Origin of the sequence: Campylobacter corcagiensis, assembly GCF_013201645.1 — a bacterium.
Lineage (GTDB): Bacteria > Campylobacterota > Campylobacteria > Campylobacterales > Campylobacteraceae > Campylobacter_B > Campylobacter_B corcagiensis.
The window spans coordinates 1,226,923-1,246,511 of the sequence record NZ_CP053842.1; the positions used below are offsets into that span (position 1 = coordinate 1,226,923).

Annotated in this window: 21 protein-coding genes; 9 read left to right on the top strand and 12 right to left on the bottom strand. The window is 31.5% G+C overall.

Translation table 11 applies throughout. From position 1 onward, the window contains the following. Window positions 1-94 precede the first annotated feature (94 nt). Window positions 95-1,780: a Na+/H+ antiporter NhaC family protein gene (locus CCORG_RS06310; RefSeq protein WP_025803210.1), complete on the top strand. Its 1,686-nt coding sequence runs from the start codon at window positions 95-97 to the stop codon at window positions 1,778-1,780. Between the two features lie 20 nt (window positions 1,781-1,800). Here CCORG_RS06310 and CCORG_RS06315 read toward each other — a convergent pair whose 3' ends face one another. From CCORG_RS06315 to pstS, 7 genes are all read right to left on the bottom strand, one after another. After that, window positions 1,801-3,744, bottom strand: coding sequence for an ABC-F family ATP-binding cassette domain-containing protein (locus CCORG_RS06315; RefSeq protein ID WP_025803209.1), 1,944 nt, complete (start codon window positions 3,742-3,744; stop codon window positions 1,801-1,803). A 124-nt stretch (window positions 3,745-3,868) separates the two neighbouring features. Further along, complete coding sequence (locus CCORG_RS06320; RefSeq protein WP_025803208.1) at window positions 3,869-4,675, bottom strand: phosphate ABC transporter substrate-binding protein PstS; 807 nt, start codon at window positions 4,673-4,675, stop codon at window positions 3,869-3,871. Between the two features lie 3 nt (window positions 4,676-4,678). Beyond that, a complete protein-coding gene (locus CCORG_RS06325; protein WP_025803207.1) occupies window positions 4,679-5,092 on the bottom strand; it encodes a nucleotidyltransferase domain-containing protein in 414 nt (137 codons plus the stop codon). Window positions 5,093-5,126: 34 nt separating this feature from the next. Continuing rightward, window positions 5,127-5,912 carry a phosphate ABC transporter ATP-binding protein PstB gene (pstB, locus tag CCORG_RS06330; protein ID WP_025803206.1) on the bottom strand — a complete coding sequence of 262 codons (786 nt, stop codon included), beginning with the start codon at window positions 5,910-5,912 and terminating at the stop codon, window positions 5,127-5,129. A gap of 11 nt (window positions 5,913-5,923) precedes the next feature. Beyond that, window positions 5,924-6,793: a phosphate ABC transporter permease PstA gene (pstA, locus tag CCORG_RS06335; RefSeq protein ID WP_025803205.1), complete on the bottom strand. Its 870-nt coding sequence runs from the start codon at window positions 6,791-6,793 to the stop codon at window positions 5,924-5,926. Next, entirely contained in the window at window positions 6,790-7,674 is an 885-nt protein-coding gene (pstC, locus tag CCORG_RS06340; protein ID WP_025803204.1) for a phosphate ABC transporter permease subunit PstC, read from the bottom strand. The genes pstA and pstC overlap by 4 nt, the downstream gene beginning before the upstream one ends. Before the next feature lie 72 nt (window positions 7,675-7,746). Further along, a complete protein-coding gene (pstS, locus tag CCORG_RS06345) occupies window positions 7,747-8,772 on the bottom strand; it encodes a phosphate ABC transporter substrate-binding protein PstS (RefSeq protein ID WP_025803203.1) in 1,026 nt (341 codons plus the stop codon). 231 nt (window positions 8,773-9,003) lie between these two features. Between pstS and CCORG_RS06350 the strand changes: the two genes are divergently transcribed. The 7 genes from CCORG_RS06350 (at window position 9,004) to CCORG_RS06380 (ending at window position 16,195) form a co-directional block, all read left to right on the top strand. Further along, window positions 9,004-10,266, top strand: coding sequence for an MFS transporter (locus tag CCORG_RS06350; RefSeq protein WP_081755084.1), 1,263 nt, complete (start codon window positions 9,004-9,006; stop codon window positions 10,264-10,266). A gap of 66 nt (window positions 10,267-10,332) precedes the next feature. After that, window positions 10,333-10,998, top strand: a complete 666-nt coding sequence (locus tag CCORG_RS06355) for a response regulator transcription factor (protein WP_025803201.1) — start codon at window positions 10,333-10,335, stop codon at window positions 10,996-10,998. Beyond that, on the top strand, window positions 10,992-12,347 hold the full coding sequence (locus CCORG_RS06360) for a sensor histidine kinase (RefSeq protein WP_025803200.1): 1,356 nt from the start codon (window positions 10,992-10,994) through the stop codon (window positions 12,345-12,347). The genes CCORG_RS06355 and CCORG_RS06360 overlap by 7 nt, the downstream gene beginning before the upstream one ends. Further along, window positions 12,344-13,432, top strand: a complete 1,089-nt coding sequence (locus CCORG_RS06365) for a DNA adenine methylase (RefSeq protein WP_025803199.1) — start codon at window positions 12,344-12,346, stop codon at window positions 13,430-13,432. Before CCORG_RS06360 ends, CCORG_RS06365 begins: the two co-directional genes overlap by 4 nt. 2 nt (window positions 13,433-13,434) lie before the next feature. Further along, window positions 13,435-14,760: an MATE family efflux transporter gene (locus CCORG_RS06370; RefSeq protein ID WP_025803198.1), complete on the top strand. Its 1,326-nt coding sequence runs from the start codon at window positions 13,435-13,437 to the stop codon at window positions 14,758-14,760. Between the two features lie 11 nt (window positions 14,761-14,771). Further along, complete coding sequence (gene panB / locus CCORG_RS06375) at window positions 14,772-15,566, top strand: 3-methyl-2-oxobutanoate hydroxymethyltransferase (protein ID WP_152534261.1); 795 nt, start codon at window positions 14,772-14,774, stop codon at window positions 15,564-15,566. Continuing rightward, window positions 15,563-16,195, top strand: coding sequence for a M48 family metallopeptidase (locus tag CCORG_RS06380; protein WP_025803197.1), 633 nt, complete (start codon window positions 15,563-15,565; stop codon window positions 16,193-16,195). Before panB ends, CCORG_RS06380 begins: the two co-directional genes overlap by 4 nt. Before the next feature lie 27 nt (window positions 16,196-16,222). Here CCORG_RS06380 and CCORG_RS06385 read toward each other — a convergent pair whose 3' ends face one another. The 4 genes from CCORG_RS06385 to CCORG_RS06400 form a co-directional block, all read right to left on the bottom strand. Beyond that, the gene (locus CCORG_RS06385) at window positions 16,223-16,621 is read right to left on the bottom strand and encodes a hypothetical protein (protein WP_025803196.1); all 399 of its coding nucleotides are present in this window, start codon (window positions 16,619-16,621) and stop codon (window positions 16,223-16,225) included. A gap of 4 nt (window positions 16,622-16,625) precedes the next feature. Beyond that, window positions 16,626-17,147, bottom strand: coding sequence for a hypothetical protein (locus CCORG_RS06390; protein ID WP_152534260.1), 522 nt, complete (start codon window positions 17,145-17,147; stop codon window positions 16,626-16,628). Window positions 17,148-17,367: 220 nt separating this feature from the next. After that, on the bottom strand, window positions 17,368-17,574 hold the full coding sequence (locus tag CCORG_RS06395; protein ID WP_025803194.1) for a hypothetical protein: 207 nt from the start codon (window positions 17,572-17,574) through the stop codon (window positions 17,368-17,370). Window positions 17,575-17,808: 234 nt separating this feature from the next. Further along, entirely contained in the window at window positions 17,809-18,300 is a 492-nt protein-coding gene (locus CCORG_RS06400; protein WP_025803193.1) for a hypothetical protein, read from the bottom strand. A gap of 102 nt (window positions 18,301-18,402) precedes the next feature. Here CCORG_RS06400 and CCORG_RS06405 point away from each other — a divergent pair, with 102 nt between their 5' ends. Continuing rightward, a complete protein-coding gene (locus tag CCORG_RS06405; RefSeq protein ID WP_025803192.1) occupies window positions 18,403-18,669 on the top strand; it encodes a helix-turn-helix domain-containing protein in 267 nt (88 codons plus the stop codon). Here CCORG_RS06405 and CCORG_RS06410 read toward each other — a convergent pair. Beyond that, entirely contained in the window at window positions 18,659-19,540 is an 882-nt protein-coding gene (locus tag CCORG_RS06410; protein WP_025803191.1) for a carbon-nitrogen hydrolase, read from the bottom strand. The two genes, CCORG_RS06405 and CCORG_RS06410, sit on opposite strands and share 11 nt — an antisense overlap. Window positions 19,541-19,589 lie beyond the last annotated feature (49 nt).

The window sequence follows — 19,589 nt, forward strand, 5'->3', positions numbered from 1 at the left end:
ACTCAAAATTGTATAAGATAAATCTTAATATAAGCTAAATTTAAAAGATATTTTGGCATACTTATAGGTTTAGATCAATTCTATAGAGACTGTTATGAAAAAAATTTTTATTATTTTAGCATTTAGCGGATTGCTTTTTGCTAATGATTCAGCCAAAAATGCTGAAATTTACGGCTTTTTTACCCTTATTCCACCATTTGTTGCTATTATTTTAGCTTTTATAACAAAAGATGTTATTTTATCACTTTTTATAGGGGTTTTTAGTGGCTCTTATATGCTAAGCATGGTAAATAATGGAATACTAAAATCCTTTGCTACAGGCTTTGTAGATTTAACATCTAAAGTTATAAACTCAATGGCAGATCCTTGGAATGCTGGAATTATGCTTCAGGTTTTATGTATCGGTGGTGTTGTTGCTCTTATTACGAAAATGGGTGGTACAAGAGCTCTTGCTATTTGGCTATCAAAAAAGGCAAAAAGTGCAGCTTCCACTCAAGTTGCAACTTGGATTATGGGGCTATTTATATTTTTTGATGATTATGCAAATTCTTTAATCGTTGGACCAGTTATGCGTCCAGTAACAGATAAATATAAAATTTCAAGAGAAAAACTTGCTTTTATTATAGACGCAACTGCTGCGCCGATTGCTGGAATTGCTATAATATCAACATGGATAGGATATGAACTTTCAGTTATAAAATCAGCTTATGAGATAATTGGACAAACTGATATAAATCCTTTTGCTATATTTGTAGAAACAATACCATATAGGTTTTACAATATCTTTATGCTTGTTTTTGTTATCGCTACAGCTTTAATGAACCGTGAATTTGGACCGATGTATCAAGCTGAAATTCGTGCTAGAAAAGAGGGAATTGTTAAATCAAAAAATGATATCAGCATAAGCAGGGAAAATGCTCTATTGCTTCCTGATGAGAGCGTAAAACTACAAGCTTCAAACGCTGTTGTGCCTATTCTTACACTTATAATAGCTTCAATTGTAGGCTTTTATCTAAACGGACTTGGGGCATTAGAAGGCGACACACTTACTAAGGTAAAACAAAATCCACTATCATTTTTTGCTTTAAGGGAGACATTTGGTCAAGCAGATGCATCTGTTGTTATATTTCAAGCTGCTCTTTTTGCCACAGTAGTAGCAATTTTTATGGGAGTAAAACGCAAAATTTTTAGCACAAAAGATGCTATTCAAGTTTGGCTTGAGGGGTGGAGAACTATGCTTATAACTATAGTTATTCTACTTTTAGCGTGGAGTTTAAGCAGTGTTATAAAAGAACTTGGAACATCAACTTACCTTGTGCATCTTCTATCAAATCAAGTTCCACTTATTGCTCTACCTGCTATTATATTTGTTCTTGGTGGTTTTATATCGTTTTCAACTGGGACAAGCTATGGAACAATGGGAATTTTAATGCCTTTAGTTGTGCCTTTAGCTTATGCTGTTGGTGGAGTAAATGGCTTAGAAGGTTCTGGTCTTCACAACTATATGATAATGTCAATTGGATCTGTCTTAACAGGGGCAATATTTGGAGATCACTGCTCACCGATAAGTGATACCACAATCCTTTCATCAATGGGTGCAGGTTGTGAGCATTTAGACCATGTATCAACCCAAATGCCATACTCTTTTGCAGTTGGAGTAGCGACAATAGTACTAGGATATATTCCAGTGGCTTTAGGGCTAAATGTTTGGATAGCACTTCTAGTTGGTTGTGTAGGAATGTTTGCAATACTAAAGATAGTAGGGAAAAAGGTTGAGTAAATAGCTAAACAGCTATTTACTTAGTTCTCTAAACTCTCACTTATAGCTAAGACTTCAAAGTATTCATTTTCCATATGTAAAAGGTCACCTTTTTTTTCTTCAAGCTCTTCAAAAAGATCTTGTATACTCATAGTCTGATAAATTTCAGGATCTGATAAAGCACTATTTAACCACTTTATGCGATCTTCTAGAGCTTGTATTAAAGCTGGATACTCTTCTAAAATTTTACTTTGTTTATAGCTTAGCTTTTTAGTTACAGTTTTATCTTTGGTTTTAGAATTTTCTAAAGAGCTAGAAATTTCTTTTTGTATCAAATCAAGCTCTTCTATCTCATCTTCATACTCTAAATACTCACTATATGGCATATAAGTTTGATTTATATGACCACCTTCTTCAAATATCCAAAGCTTATTTGTTATCTTATCAACAAAATATCTATCATGACTTACAATAATAACTGCACCATTAAAGCTTAGTAGGTACTCTTCAAGGATATTTATAGTAGCTATATCAAGATCGTTTGTTGGCTCATCTAAAATCAAACAATCATACTCCTTAGTAAAAAGCTTTGCTAAAGCTAAACGGTTTTTCTCACCACCACTTAAAGTTGCTACTGGTTTACCTAAAAACTCCTTAGGAAAAAGAAAATTTTTAAGGTATCCATAAACATGCATATAGTGACCTCTAACCGTAATATGATCACCTCCATTTGGACAAAATATCTCAATCAAACTTTTATCGTCGCTAATTCCTTCGCGCATCTGATCAAAATATCCTATACTAACATCTCCTTTTTTAATTATCCCCTCATCAGGAGTTAATTTGCCAAGTAAAATTTTAAGAAGTGTGCTTTTTCCGCTACCATTTTTACCAACTATTCCGATTCGCTCACCTTGCAAAACTCTAGCATTAAAGCCCTTAAATAAGACCTTTTGCCCCATTGATTTACCTAAATTTATAGCCTCAAAAAGCATCTTTTGGCGATTACCAGCAAATGAAGAATTTGAAAAGCTAGTGTTTGCACGTTCTAATTCAAGCTTTACTTTTCTGATTATTCCAGGATTTGTTTTTGCCTCTTCTCTCATAGCAAAAACACGCTGTTTTCTACCTTCATTTCGCTTAAGTCTAGCTTTAACGCCACGCCTTAACCACTCCTCTTCACGCTTTAAATTTTTAACTAAAGTCTCATGAGTTTTTACCATGCTAGCAAGCATCTCTTGCTTTTTTTCTAAATAATATGAGTAGCCACCAGCAAAATTTGTAAGTTTACCATCATCTATTTCAACGCTTCTAGTCGCAATTTTTTCTATAAAATATCTATCATGGCTTATAAAAACAACAGTTTGTGAGCTTGATAAAATAAGCTCTTCAAGAAATTTAACCATATAAACATCAAGGTGGTTAGTTGGCTCATCAAGCAAAAGCACATCTGGTTTTTTTAAGATTAGTCCGCCAAGTGCTACGCGTCTTATCTCTCCACCACTTAAACTAGCAACCGATCTATCTTTAAATTCATCTAATCCAAAATGCTCAACAACTTGCTTAATTTTATTATCTATATTCCAACCATCTTTGCTTTCTATATACTTTATAAGGTCATTTTGTTTTTTGATAAGCTCGGGATTTTCTGGGTCATTAGCTAAGAGATCTAATGTTTTTTCATAATCACTTAAAGCTTCATAAATCTCACTAAGCTGAAATTTGATAGCATCTAAAACGCTAAATTTAGGATCAAAGCTAGGATTTTGATCAAGCATTTGGACATTTATACCATTTTGGACAATAACCCTTCCATCATCAGGCTTTATTACGCCATTTACTGTTTTCATAAGCGTAGACTTTCCACCACCATTTTTACCAATGATAGCGATACGCTCCTTTTCATTTATACTAAAATTTATAGAATCTAAAATAGTATTAATGCCAAATTTTTTTGTAACATCAACCAAATCAATTAGAGCCAAACTTAGCACCTATTTTGAATTTTGTCAAATTTCTACCTTTATCTTTTCGCGTAATTATAGCGTTTTTTTATAAGAAAAAGCTTAGTATTGTTATTGAAGTTATAACAAAATTTTAATCCATCTTCTAAAAGTTAAAAAACTTGCTACTTGTGAAAGTATCTACATTATCATATATAAATTTTAAAAATTTTTCGCTATTTTTATTACCTTCTGGATATATAAAATATGTATAGTTTTTAAGAGGATAACTCTCATCTTCAGGGCTATAAATTTTACCATTTATAACTATATTTGCATTTTTTAAACCAGTAGCATTTGCATCAAGATAGCCCACATACCCTATAGAATTTGGTGTTTTATCTATAAATTTAGCAAGTTCTGGTCCGCCTTTTTTACCAACGCCAACTTTAAAATCCATATATTCACCAAAGCCTAGCATCCAAGAATTAGAGTTTTGCTGTAAGAATTTAGTAAAATTTAGAGTGGTTCCAGAACCATCATATCTATGAAATATATTAATTTTTTCATGAACAAGTTCTAAATCTGGGTTTGCTTTTTTTATTAAATCATCATCCCAAAATTTTATCTCTCCTTGATAAATCATAGATATAATCTCAGGAGTTAAATTTAACTTACTAACTCCATCTAAGTTATAAGATATAGCTATATTTCCACTAAGAAGTGGTTTTGTTATGCAATTTTCATAAGTTGAGTTTATGTCACTGACTGCAAAATCAGATTTTTTAAGCATAAGCTGTTTGATAGCACCAAGAGAGCCTATAGACTTATACTCAACTCTATTTCCTGTGCTACTTTCAAAAGATTTTGTAGCTTCATTTATAAGCATATCTGAAAATGTTCCACCATAGCCAACAATACTCCTACTAAAACATAGTGAAAAACATAGTGATATTAGTAAAACTCTAATCAAACCCTATCCCCTAAATAGATCCATCATAAGTCTTTTAAAAGCCTCAAATTTACTTATCTCAGGCTTTGCATCTTCTTTTTCTTCTTTAGTATAGACTCTAATTGCATTTGAAAAAGCAGAAGTATAAAAAACATCTTTCATCAAAAGTTTTTGATTTATATTTTCCCTAGTGTCAACAAAAAGATCGACTTCTATATCGTACTTGCGCGCAAATTCATTAAGATCATTTCTAAGATCAACTATCTTTTTATGCGTATTTTTTTTAAATTTCTTTTTGACAACAAATACATCAACATCGCTACTTTTTGTTGGACTTCCAAAAACATAGCTACCAAATATCCAAATTTCCATTGGCTTTATATTCATCAGGGTAGCTATTAGTTCATCTTCAATATCTTTTGGTAACTTACTTCTCATCAGCTAATTTTAGCATAAAAAAATAAACTACTAATCACCCAAATTTACCACCAACATACTCTTGTAAAAGCTTCTCTCTTGGTGCTTCAAAAATCTGCTTTGTCTCACCAAATTCAACCAAATCACCTAGATACATAAAAGCTGTATAATCACTTATTCTTGTAGCTTGTTGCATATTGTGAGTAACTATTACGATAGTATAATCCTTTTTTAAAGTATTAATAAGCTCTTCAATAGCTACTGTTGATATTGGATCAAGTGCTGAAGTTGGCTCATCAAATAGCAAAATATCAGGCTGAACTGCAATAGCCCTAGCGATACAAAGTCTTTGTCTTTGTCCGCCTGATAAACCACCAGCATCATCATTTAGTCTATCTTTGACCTCTTCCCAAATATTTGCACCCCTTAAAGATCTCTCAACTATTTCATTAAGCTTTGCTTTATCTTTAATACCCTGAAGCTTTAAGCCATACTCGACATTATCTTTAATGCTCATTGGAAAAGCCGTAGGTTGTTGAAAAATCATACCTATTTTTATTCTTAAATCAATTAAATCAACCTTTGGATCGAGAATGTTTTGCCCATTAAATAAAATCTCACCCTCATATCTATTTCCAGGATAAAGGTCGTGAATTCTATTTATCGATCTAAGAAGAGTTGATTTACCACAACCTGATGGTCCAATAAGTGCTGTGACTTTGTTCTCAGCAATTGGTAAATTTACTTTATTTAAATTTGCCTTAGAACTTCCATTATACCAAAATGAAAAGTCTTTTATCTCTAAAGCTTGTCTATCTTCTATCTTAGTTATAGTTGCCATAAATTTTCCTTTTAATTTTTTGCTTTTTTAGATTTTATCATATATCTAGCTATAATATTTATACCTAGAACAACTACTGCTAACATTAACGCACCGGTCCAAGCTATTGCATTTTTCTCCTCGCTTGGTGCTTGAGTAAACTCATATATGGTATTTGTTAGTGAAGGCATACTATTTAATAAATCAAATGTTAAAAACTCATTATGAAACGATGTAAAAAGCAGCGGTGCTGTCTCACCAGCTACCCTAGCAATAGCTAAAATAACGCCAGTTAAAAGACCATTTTTAGCAGCTCTAAAAACTATGCTAAATATAACTTTATATTTTGGAGCTCCTAACGCAAAAGCAGCTTCTCTAAGAGTTTGTGGAACAAGAGTTAACATATCATCAGTAGTTTTTAAAACAACTGGCACCATCATTATAGCCAAAGCAACAGCTCCTGCTATACCACTATATCCACCCATTGTCTTAACCATAACAGCATAAACAAAAGCACCAATTACAATTGATGGTGTAGACATCATAACATCACTCATATTTCTTACAAAATTTGATTTTTTATCATTTGGTCCGCCATACTCACTTAGATATGTTCCAGCCAAAAGCCCTAAAGGAATGCCTATAATCGATGCCACAGCAACTAATATAGTATGACCAACAAAAGCATTTCTTAAACCATCAAAAACAGTATCATTTATGAAAATAGAAAAACTAAAGCCCTCTAAGCCTTTAACGACCAAAGTAAGCATTATCCAAAACAAAAACAGTAGTCCAAGAATAGCAAATGCTATAGAAAAATATCTTACTATTTTATCAGTTCTTACTCTTTTTGCAGCTGTTTTTGCTATTAAATCTTTATACTCTTCATTCATCTTACTCATTTAACTATCCTTTTTTCTTTTAACAAAAAGTGTTTCGCTGCTAAAATCGTAACAAAACTTAACACAAATAGTATAAGTGCTAAATAAAACATCGCACTTTCGTATATAGGATTGCCCATAGCTTCACCAAATTGAAGTGCTAAGGTAACAGGTATACTAGTAGCTGGATCAACAATACTTTCTGGTATAACCATCGCTCCACCTAATAAAAATGCAACAGCCATTGTCTCTCCAAAAGCCCTACCAAGTGCAAGTATAATTGAACCCAAAATTCCAGCTTTTGCGTATGGAAAGATAACATTACTTATTACATTAAATTTTGTAGCACCTAAAGCATAAGCACTCTCTTTTAAAATAGCAGGAGTTGTCTCCATGCTATCTCTTGTAACAGAAGCGATAAATGGAAGTATCATAATTGCTAAAACAATACCACCTGTTAAAAGTCCAAGTCCAGTACCACCAAATACTTTTTGAACAAAAGGCACAAAGTATAAAAATCCCCACATTCCATATACTATAGATGGAATGGCTGCTAAAAGCTCAATATTTACACTAAAAAAAGTTCTTACTTTATATGGGGCTATCTCTGTTAAAAATATAGCTATACCAATAGCCACAGGAGTTGCTAAAACCATAGCTATAAATGTTGAAACTATCGTTCCAAAAATAGCTGTGAAGCCGCCAAGCTTTCTACCATTAACATCCCAAGTAGGATCAACGATAAATTTAAGTCCAAATTCTTTTATAGCTGGAAGTGAATACCAAAAAAGTGCTAAAAAAATTGCAAAAAGTATTATAAGGATTAGTATAGAAGATATTCTTGCTAAATTTGAAAATATCAGCTCTTTAGTTTTGGCTTTTTTTTGATCTTGCTGTGTCATAAGTCTACCTTTAAATTTAAAAATCCCTAAAGCTTTCTAGCCTTAGGGATAAGAACTATTTAATCAAACAGTTTATTTCTCTGGAGCAATGTCATATTTTGACCAGTACTCTTGAACCATTTTAACTGTATCTGCTGGAAGTGGAAGATAACCTAGTTTCTCAGCAGCAGCTTTTGCTTTTTCATTTGTAAATGCCCAGTTAAAGAATGATGTTACTTTTTTACCATCTTTTACATTATCACTTGGTAAAACTATAAATGTAGCTGCAACGATTGGGTATGAACCCTCTCCATCTGTATAAGCAAGAACATCATAGAAGTGCTCATCAATGCTGAAGTTAGAATTTAATGCTGCTTTATCAAAGCCCTCTTTTGTTGGAGCAACCCAATCACCTGCTTTACTCTTAAGTGTAGCAGCCTTTAGTTTTTCTTGTACTTTATATGCAAACTCTATATAACCAATTGAATTTGGAGTTTGTTTTATTGTTTTTGCAACTAGCGGATTACCTTGTGCTGGAGTAACTTTTGCACCCCAATTTATTGATTTGTGTGCACCATACTCTTTAGCCCAGTCAGCATCAGCTCTTGCTATATAACTTGTAAAGTTAAATGTTGTACCACTTGACTCACTTCTTACAACTGGAACGATATCAGCTGCTGGAAGTTTTAAATCTGGGTTTAACTCCGCTAAATAAGGGTCATTCCATTTTGTAATTTTACCACTGAAAATTCCAGCTACTGCTTTACCATCAAGCTTTAAAGCATGATCATCAACACCGTTAATATTATAAGCTAAAACAACACTTCCTGTTACAGCTGGGAACTGAAGTAGCTTTTTCTCTTTTAACTCATCTTTTTTAAGAGCTGAGTCTGTTCCACCAAAATTTCCATTTCTATCTGTGATAGCTGAAACACCTTTACCGCTTCCGCCACCACTATATGTAACTTGATTTTTTGTATCTTTATAGTATAGTGCTGCCCACTCTTTATATACTGGCATTGGGAATGTTGCACCTTGACCTAGAATTTTATCTGCTGCTGACAGAGTACTAACTGCAACGCCTGCTGCAACTACTGTACATGCTAATTTTTTTAACATTGTAATCCTTTCAAAATTAATTTAAGAAATTGTAACAACCCAAAGAAACAAGTTGGAAACATTTTATAAAGCAAATTATCTAAAATATCGCCACTTATTTGCGTAATTTTATCTTATTTTACTTTAAATCCAAATTATATATTTTAAATTATATATTTTCATAAAAGATTTAAATTTAAAAAACACTCATACCCAGCAATAAAAGCTTATAAATTTAGTTATAATGCTGCTATGAATAAAAAATTACACAATCCATTTGAGTCCTTGAAATTTATAAATTTTAGGATCTATTTTATTGGCATGAATTTATCACTAATTGGTTCTTGGATGCAAGCAATTGCTGTTCCTTGGCTAACTCTTAATATAACAAATAATCCATTTTTGGTTAGCCTAGTGGCTGCTTTTCAGTTTCTACCACCACTATTTTTAAGCGTATTTGCTGGAGCGTTAGTTGATAAATTTGAGATAAAAAAGATACTTATTTTAACTCAAACTTTAATGATGATAGTTGCTCTTATGTTTTCTTTGATGATGTTTTTTAATATTGAAAATTTCTATCTCATACTTTTTTTATCATTTTTAAATGGTGTTTCTAGCTCGCTTGATGCACCTGCTAGACAATCTTTTGTATATGAATTAGTAGAAAAAGATGAACTCATCTCAAACGCTGTAGCGCTAAATTCTATGAGTTTTAATGTCGCTAGAGTTATTGGGCCAGCAATAGCTGGAGTTGTGATAGCTAAATTTGGTCTTATTTGGTGTTTTTTAGGAAACGCTATATCATTTTTTGCCATAATTATAAGCTTATTTTTTATTAGTATTAAAAAAGATAGAGTAAAACCAAAAATAGATCAAAAATTTCTATATTCAGTTATTAATGGGTTAAAATATGTAAAAAATAGCCCCGTACTTCGCTTTTGTCTTTTAATCCTTCTTTGTTCATGTCTTTTCTTGCCTCACTATAGCATTACAGTTTCAGCATATGCCAAATATGGACTAATGGGAAATGAAAAAACCTTTGGATATTTAATGAGTTTTCTTGGAGTTGGAGCTTTTCTTGGAGCTTTGTTTATAGCAAGTTATGGAAAAGTAAGTATAAAAACCTTAGTATTTATACCATTTATTGCATCTTTAGGACTATCACTAGTTGGAATAAGTGGAAATTTCTATCTTTCAGGAGTTTTTTTAGCCCTTACTGGAGCATCATTTGTAATAACAAATGCTAGTATAAACTCAATCCTTCAGCTAAACACAAAAAGCGAGTATAGGGGGCGAGTGATGAGCATATATGCTCTTTGTTTTTCAGGTTCAGTTCCTTTTGGAGCGCTATTTAGTGGCTGGGCAGTAAGTGCGTTTACCCCCAAAATTGGGTTTATAATATGTGCAATTTCCGCTGTTGTATCTACAGCTATAGTTATACTATTTTTTAGGTGTAAAGATGAAAATTGTAATAAAATTTCAAACAACTTAAAAACAAAAGATAAAAACATATAAGCTCTATCGATTTTTGTTATAAGCTTTTTATGCTATAATTAGCCTAAATTTTAAAAAGGAACGCTCGTGAAAGGTTTTGTTGTAATCATTGATGACGAAGAGGATATTGTCGATCTTTTAGAGTACAACTTAAAGCGAGATGGTTTTGAAGTTTTGGGGTTTTTAAGTACCTCTAAAATCAAGCAACTTCTAAATGAAGAAAGCGTTGATCTTTTGATAGTTGATAGAAATTTACCAGGAACTGAAGGTAGTGAATTTATAAAAAAATTAAGAGAAAAAGGATACAACACTCCAGTTATTTTTCTATCTGCTAAAACTACAAAAGATGAGCAATTGCAGGGTTTTGAGGCTGGTGGGGATGACTATATAACAAAACCATTTGATATAGACAATCTCATAGCAAGGGTAAATGCCATCATAAAACGAACCAAAAAAGAGGCTAAAATTTATAAATTCCGAGATATCGTGATAAATAAAGACTCAGCCAAAGTTAAGGTCGGCGGTAAACATATAGAACTAACTAAGCTAGAAACAGATCTACTTTTGGAATTTATAAAAAATAAAAATATTTTACTCTCAAGAGATTATCTGCTTGAAAGAGTTTGGGGGGACGAAAACTCAAACCCAAAAACTGTAAATATCGCTATAAAGCGTCTTAGAGAAAAGATTGACCCACTTAAGAGTAAAGAGTACATAAAGTCAATTAGAGGAGAAGGATATATACTTTGCTAAAAATACATCAGCTATTTTTAATATTTTTCTTTGTAACTACAACCACTCTTTTTGGTTCACTATCGTTCTACCTATATCAGCATGAAAAAAATAGTGCCTTTAAAAGAGCTGATAAAAACCTAGATACAATTATAGAATTAGCCTACATTAGCATGAAAGCTGATGGTATGTCAGATGGTAGAATTTCTGATTTAGCTACAAAAACAAACTCTCACATTGGAATTTTAGATAACAAACTTGGTAAATTTGCCATAAGCGATAAAAGCATCATATCTATGGATATATTTTTAGGACTTCAAGATTTTAGTCAAAATATGCAAAAAGATGTTATAGATGGAAATTTAGTAGTTTATAAAGCCATTCAAAAAGATCTTGATGGTAAAATTTATACTATTATCACAGCCATAAACATAGATAGCATTTATCTTACTTTAACTCCGATGTTTATTAGGCTTTTAGCTATTTTTCTTGCTGGGCTAGTTTTTACATACATGATAGCTAAAATTTTTAGCAAACTTATGGATAAAGAACTAAGTGAAATTCAGCATTTCTTAGAAAATGTCGCAAGAAAAAATTACAACATTACCATAAAAAGATCATTAATTAACGAATTTGATATGATATGCCTTCAGCTAAACGATATGAAAAACAGTATGGAGAGTTTGGATGATAAACTAAATAAACGCTCAGCTAAAATTCGCCTTAAAAACACTCAACTTGAAGGAATTCTAAGTTCAATATCTCATGAATTTAAAAACCCTATATCTATCATAACCGCCTCAGCTCAAACTCTTAAAAATGATGAAAATATGGATGAAACAAGTAAGGATAAATTTATCACTAAAATAGTCAAAAACTCAGAAAAACTTGTAAATTTAATAGATAAACTAAAAATTGCATTTATTGATAACTTCTCTTTAAAAACTGAAGATGTAAATTTAAAAGCACTGAGTTTAGAGATTTCAAAAGAGCTAATGGATAAATTTAAAGGTAGAAATATCTTAGTAAAAGGGGGTAATGTAATAATCAAAGCTGATGCTGACATGATAAGGCAAGTTATACAAAATTTATGTGAAAATGCCTTAAAATACTCAGATGATAGCGTTGAAATTATAATCACGAACTCAGATTTAGTTGTAAAAGATAGTGGTGTTGGCGTTAATCAAAAAGATATAAAGCTAATTACTAAAAAATTCTATAGAGCTGATGAAAATAGCTGGAACAACTCCTTTGGGCTTGGACTTTATATAGTTAAAAATATCTTAAAACTTCATGGTTTTGAGATGATTATAGATAGCCAGTTAGGCGTTGGTTCGACATTTGGCTTTAGATTTAGGAGCGATGTTTGAGAGAAAATCCTAAATTCTTAAAAGAACAAATCATTACTTATCTTGGAAATAAACGCTCACTTCTTGATTTCGTAGGAAAAGGCTTTGAGATAGCAAAAAGTGAGCTTAAAAAAGATAAAGTTAGCTTTTGTGATCTTTTTAGTGGCTCCGGGATCGTCTCAAGATATGCTAAAGCTCACTCAAATTTTATATTAGCAAATGATTTAGAGTTATACTCAAAAGTGATAAATAAGTGCTATTTAAGTAATGATAGTGAAATTTTAATGGCTAAAATAGATGAAATTTGGGATAAAATTTCAGATACAACCAATCTAAAAAGTGGCTTTATAAGAGAATTTTACGCTCCAAAAAATGAAAAAAATATAACCAAATTTGATAGAGCCTTTTATACTATAAAAAATGCTAAAATTATCGACACTATAAGGCAAAATATAGATGAATTTTGCCCAGCAAATTTAAAGCCTTATTTCTTAGCACCGCTACTTTATGAAGCTAGTGTTCATGCAAATACAAGTGGGGTTTTTAAAGGCTTTTATAAAAACGAAAATGGGGTTGGCGAGTATGGCGGAAAAGGCAAAAATGCTCTTAAACGCATAATGGGTGAAATTTCACTTCAAAAGCCAGTCTTTAGTAAATTTAACTCTAAATTTGAAGTATCTCAAGCCGATGCAAATGATCTTGCAAGTAGCGTTGATACTGATATTTGCTATATAGATCCACCTTATAATCAACATCCATATGGCTCAAACTACTTTATGCTAAATTTAATAGCAAAATATAAACGCCCAACTAAAATTTCTAAAATTTCAGGCATAGAACAGGGCTGGAATAGAAGCGTTTTTAATCAAAAAAAACACGCTAAAGATGCTTTAATAGACATTATAGATAAGTTAAATTCTAAATTTATTCTTATTTCATACAACTGCGAAGGGTTTATTAAAAAAGATGAATTTTTAAATGACTTAGAAAAATTTGGCAAGGTTAAAGTTTTAGAGCAAAAATATAACGCATTTCGCGCTAGCAGAAACCTTCACTCTCGCCCTACTCATGTTAAAGAGCAACTTTATATAATCAAAAAGGCATAGATATGGAAAAGGAAATTTCACTCAAAAATCTATTTTTCCCGATATATATTAATATGCTTCTATCGCTATCAACTGTGATGGCAAACACTTTTATGATGAGCATGATAGATCCACGTTTAGTTGGTGCTATGGGCGCTGGAAATCAAGTAATGGTGCTTTTTCAAACGGTATTTAATCTCCTAGCTGTAGGATGTTCTATCGTCGTAGCTCAAGCAATAGGTGCTAAAAACCGCCGCCTTAGCATAAAAGCTGTTCATGTTAGTATATCTTTTAACTTTGTTGTTGGATTTATTAGTGGAATTTTTGTCTTTTTTGGGGCTTTTTTTATGCTTCATATGCTTCAAGTTCCAGATGGAGTTTTTGATGAGAGTTATCACTACTTAAGAGTTATAAGTATCGCTCTTATATTTGACGCTCTTGCTATTGTTTTAATAGCCGTAATTAGAGCTTATGGATACGCAACTTATACAATGATAGCAGCTATTTGTATATCTGTTTTGACAATATTAGGAAATTATATCGCACTTTTTGAGCCATTTGGAATTCCTTACTACGGGCTTGAAGGAGTTGGATACTCAACTATTTTTGGTAGATTTATAGGTGTGATTATACTTTTTGTTTTACTCATAAAGGTTGTTAAATTTAAAATTTACATGAGATTTTTCTTTAAAATACCACTTTATGTCCTAAGCAAAATCATAAAAATAGGTCTTCCAGCAGCTGGCGAAGAAGCTGTTTGGACTATTCAGTACCTTACAGCTTTTGCCTTTGTAGCAAGTATGGGCGAAAGTTCACTTGCAACACAAACCATATATTTTCAAATTTCAGCTTTTATATTTTTCGCAAGTGCAGCCATAGGACTTGCTAATGAAATAATCGTTGCTAGACTGATTGGCTCTGGCGAAAACGAAAAAGCATATCATACGACATTTAGAAATTTATTTATAGGTTTAGTAACTACGGCACTATTTTTAGTAGTGATATTTAGTCTAAAACACAATATTATGAGGGCTTTAAATTTAACTCCTGATATTGTTAAACTTATGCTTCCACTATTTACCCTTTCTATATTTCTAGAGCTTTCAAGAACTCTAAATGTAATCATGGTAAATGCAATCCGCGCTACAGGGGATGCTAAATTTCCATTTTATATGGGTGTGATATTTATGCTTGGGGTTAGTTTGCCTGTTGGTTGGTACTTAGGAATTCACCTTGAGTGGGGAATTTTAGGAGTCTGGATAGGATTTGTAGCTGATGAGTTTTTAAGAGGATTAGCACATCTTTTAAGGTGGAAAAGTAAAAAATGGCAAGGCAAGCAGTTAGTATAAAGGAGTGAAATTTGAAAAAAATAACTACAAAATTTATAAAAGAACAAAAAGGCGTAAATAAACTAGTCATGATAACAGCATATGATGCACTTTTTGCTAATATATTTGATGAAAAAGTTGATATGATTTTAGTTGGTGATAGCTTGGAGATGAGTTTTAACGGCAGAGATGATACACTTAAAGCTAGTATGGATGGTATGATATATCACACAAATGCTGTTTGTAACGGCGCAAAAAAAGCTTTAATCATAGCAGATATGCCATTTGGAAGTGTGATAAATAAAGATGAAGCCCTTAAAAACTCACTAAGAGTTTATAAAGAGACAAAAGCTGACGCTGTTAAGGTGGAGTGTAACAGTGCAAATATAGACATTATAAAATACCTAGTAGATAACCAAATAGCCGTAGTTGCACACATAGGACTAACTCCACAATCAAGCAGAAGCGAAGGTGGATACCTTATAAAAGGTAGAAGTGAAGCTGAAAAGATAGAGCTTTTAAGCATAGCTAAAAAAGCTGAAAATTCAGGGGCTTTTTGTATAGTCGTAGAAGGCGTGATATCTGAAGTAGCAAAGCTTATCACAAATAGTGTAAATATCCCAGTTATAGGCATTGGAGCGGGTGCTAGTACTGATGGGCAAGTACTAGTTTGGAGTGATGCGTTTGGATTTTTTGATGAGTTTAAGCCTAAATTTGTAAGGCGTTTTTTTAATGGAAAAGAGCTTATCTTAAAGGCTTTAGATGAGTATGTAAGTGAAGTAAAAAGCGGTAATTTTCCTAGCCAAAACGAGAGTTATAATAAGTGAGTGATGTTTTAAATGTTGGCGAATTTAAGGTAAATTTCATCCGTAAAAAAAGAGTTAAAAACGCTAAACTTAAAATAACAAAAGATAACCAAATCAGCCTTGTTGCACCTTTAATCTACCCTAAATTTATGGCTGAAATTTTTATAAATGAGAATTTAGAATGGCTAAGAAAAAAATCTAAAGAAAATCTTAAATTTATGCTTCCAAAAGGCAAAACAAAGCTACTTGGTAAAATTTATGAGCTTAAATTTGATGAAAATGTGAAATCTACTCAAATTTTAGATGATATCATCATGGCAAAAAATGAAAAAGAGTTTTTGAAATTTAAAAAAGAACTCGCGAAGGCTAAATTTAGTAAAATTATAGAAATTTATCAGCCACTTATTGGAAAAAATGTAAATCGCCTTGTAATTCGCGATATGAAAACAAGGTGGGGAAGCTGCAATTCAAAAAAGGGCTATATAAATTTAGCTCTAAATTTAGTAGAAAAAAGCCCAGAACTCATAGAATATGTCATCCTTCACGAACTAACTCACCTACTTTTTCCACACCATCAAAAAAGCTTTTATGACTATATCAAAAACATAATGCCTGATTATAAAGATAGAGATAAAAGGCTTAGAAATTAAATAAAAACTATATTTTTATAAAATAAGCTACCAATAATTACAATTAAAATTTTTTTGATAAATATTGCTATTTAACATCCCAAAACTATATCTAGCAAGATTTTCTGATATACAATGATAAAAGTAGCTAAGAGTAGCTTTTATTTTAAACATAAAAGACAAATCATCTGCTACTAAAACTTCTTCTAAGCCGCATCCACTAAGTGCAATTTCTGCATATGTTTCTTTAGCATTTTCTAAAAATTGAGCACTTAACCTTTTAGAGCCGATAATAGCAAAAAAATCACTAAAACTCTCATAAATTCCTCTTTTTAGATTTGCACTAAAAGAATAATCAACAAACTGCGTATCTTTTGTAGTATAAAAATACGCATTCAAACCTACACAAAATACTCCTATAATAATAAATTTAAAAAATATTTTCATAATATCAACTTTGTAAAACATTTGACATAATCATCATAAAAAAGATTATCACTAAAACTATAAAAACAATCATAAACCAAATAATAAATTTAATCCAGCTAAAATCAACCCTTTCCCTTGGTAGAGTATCAAAGACTTTATGCATAGAAAACAGTGTAATTACAAATAAAACTAACCCAAAAAACGCAGATGAAACATCCCCGCCTCTACCACCTTGAACTATCATAATAGAGCCTAAAAAAACAGATAGTGTATAAAAAATACCTACATTAAGAGCTATATCACCTCTTCTATATCCAGCACAAATTCCAGTAAAAATACTAGGAATTAACGCCCACATTATAGGAAATGGTGATACAAATACAGCAATAAAAAGTAAAATTTGTCCACCAGCACCTAGTTTTTGCTTTTCTATAATATTGCCAAATCTATCATAAACATAGTATTTTTTATTTATCTTAGTTGGACTTTGCATATGATTTGTCTCTAAATTAAACTCATATGGCAACTCTACATTTTCACTCATAACATCTCCTTTTAAAAAAATAATCTTTTTTGAAGTTAAATTTATAATCATTTTATTTTGCTTTTCTTATATTTTTTGATCATACTTAGTATAATCTCTTAACCCATTTTAAAATATTTAAAATAGCCTTGCAAACTAAATTTTCAATAACCTACATAAATAGGGTCTAATGGTTTTTACAATAAAATAAAAAACAAAATTATTTTTAATTTATTAAAAACTAAAAAATTAACTTTACCGCTATAATAATAACTGCTATAATCGCGAGTACTAGGTAACCAACACACCCGGTAGCTTGTTCTTTATCCTCATCACTTACATTTGGAGAATCTTGCGTATACATAAATCCTCTCATTAAATCCCAAAACCAAGTTATTAAGAAAAATGCCACTAAAATTACAACGAAAACAAATAAAAATTCTCCCATTTATTTTTCCTTAAAATATAGTGATTAAAACAGCCAATATTATTGCAATTAAAATCAAAGTAGCACAACCAATCTCACCACTAGCTCTTTCCTGTGAAGCTATAAAAATATTCATAACTATAAAACGAAAAAAAAGCGGTGCCAAAACAATACACAACAAAATCAATAAAAAAGTTCCCATTTTTCTAATCACTCTCAAAATTCAAATTAAAATTATTAAATAATAAATATATTTTAATAACCTCTTAAAGTATTATTTATACCTTCTAAACTATTATTTAGCCTATTCATCTGCATATTATAGTTTAATTGTTGCATTCTTTGATTATATTCATATTCTCTTTGTCTTTGCTGGTTGATTAAAGCTTGATTTGTTGCACTTAAAGAATTTATACTTTGCTGCATTTGCATATTTCTTCTATTTATGTTATTGCTTGTATTTTGAAGCGAAAGCATTAAATTTTGATATGCTATTTGATTGGCAACTTGCTGTTGATGATATGCATATAACTCTTCTTGTGTGGCAGGTCTTAAAACAGTTCCATTTTGCCTACCATCAGTTAAACAATGTAACAAATCAGGGTTATTCTTTGAGTAAATATACCTTTCACAATTTGTTGGAAAATAGTAATATTTGCCATTATGCTGAGCTCTATAATATCCAGGAGTAGCACAACCACTAAAAATAATAAAAACTAAAAGAATAATATATTTATAAGAACGCATAAATTTCCTTTTAATAATTTCTATAGGAATGATTTCCTAAGATAATTGAAAAAGTATTATACAAAATTTAAACTTATAGAAAACTTTTCTATAGGAATAATTATGTTAAATTTACCAGAAATAACAACAGAAAAAGAAAATAATGATTTTTATGAACTAGTTGCCAAAAATGTTAAAAATAAAAGACAAGAAAAAGGGTTAAGTCAACTTGAAACTGCCCTAAGCATAGGGCAAAAATCAAGTGGATTTTACGCAAATATGGAAAATAACTCTCATGGTAAACATTTTAATTTAATTCATCTTTTTAAACTCTCAAAATTATTTGAGTGTGATATTTGTGAATTTTTTAAGAATAATCCTAATCAATAAATCTCTTAGTTAAATCCTTATAACTATCAATCCTTCTATCTCGTAAAAATGGCCACCAGCGACGCACATTTTCGCATCTTTTCATATCCACCTCAACCACTTCGCAAAGCTCACTTTTATCATCACTTCTAAAAAGCTCCTCGCCTTGTGGCCCAAAAACAAAGCTATTTCCCCAAAACCTAATGCCTTTGCTAACACCACTTTTATCAGCTTCAAAACCAACTCTATTTACAGCAACCACAGGAAGTCCGTTTGCCACAGCGTGACCTCTTTGAACTGCCACCCAAGCTTCAAGTTGGCGAAATTTCTCATCTTCTTCATCATCATCAAACCAGCCAATCGCCGTTGGATAGATCAAAATTTCAGCCCCTTTTAAAGCCATTAATCTTGCAGCTTCTGGATACCACTGATCCCAGCAAACTAACACTCCAAGCCTTCCAACGCTTGTATTTATCGGCTCATATCCTAAATCCCCTGGCGTAAAGTAAAATTTCTCATAAAAATTTGGATCATCAGGAATGTGCATTTTGCGGTATTTTCCAGCCACGCTTCCATCACTTTCAAAAACAACTGCGGTGTTGTGATAAAGCCCAGCAGTTCGTTTTTCAAATAAAGAAGTTACCAAAACAACGCCATATTTTTTAGCCACTTCACCCCAAAATTCAGTATCATCTTCATATGAATTTGCCAAATCAAAAAGCTCAACATCTTCATCTTGACAAAAATACTCACTTTGATGAAGTTCTTGTAAAACCACCAAATTTGCACCTTTTTGGGCTGCTTTTTGGATAAGATCTTTTGTTTTTTGGATAGTTTTTTCCTTGCTGCCTAAAAATTCATGGCTAACCAAAGCTACTTTTAATATACTCATTTTTATTCCTTTTTATAATTTTTAACTTAATTATATCTAAAATTTTATT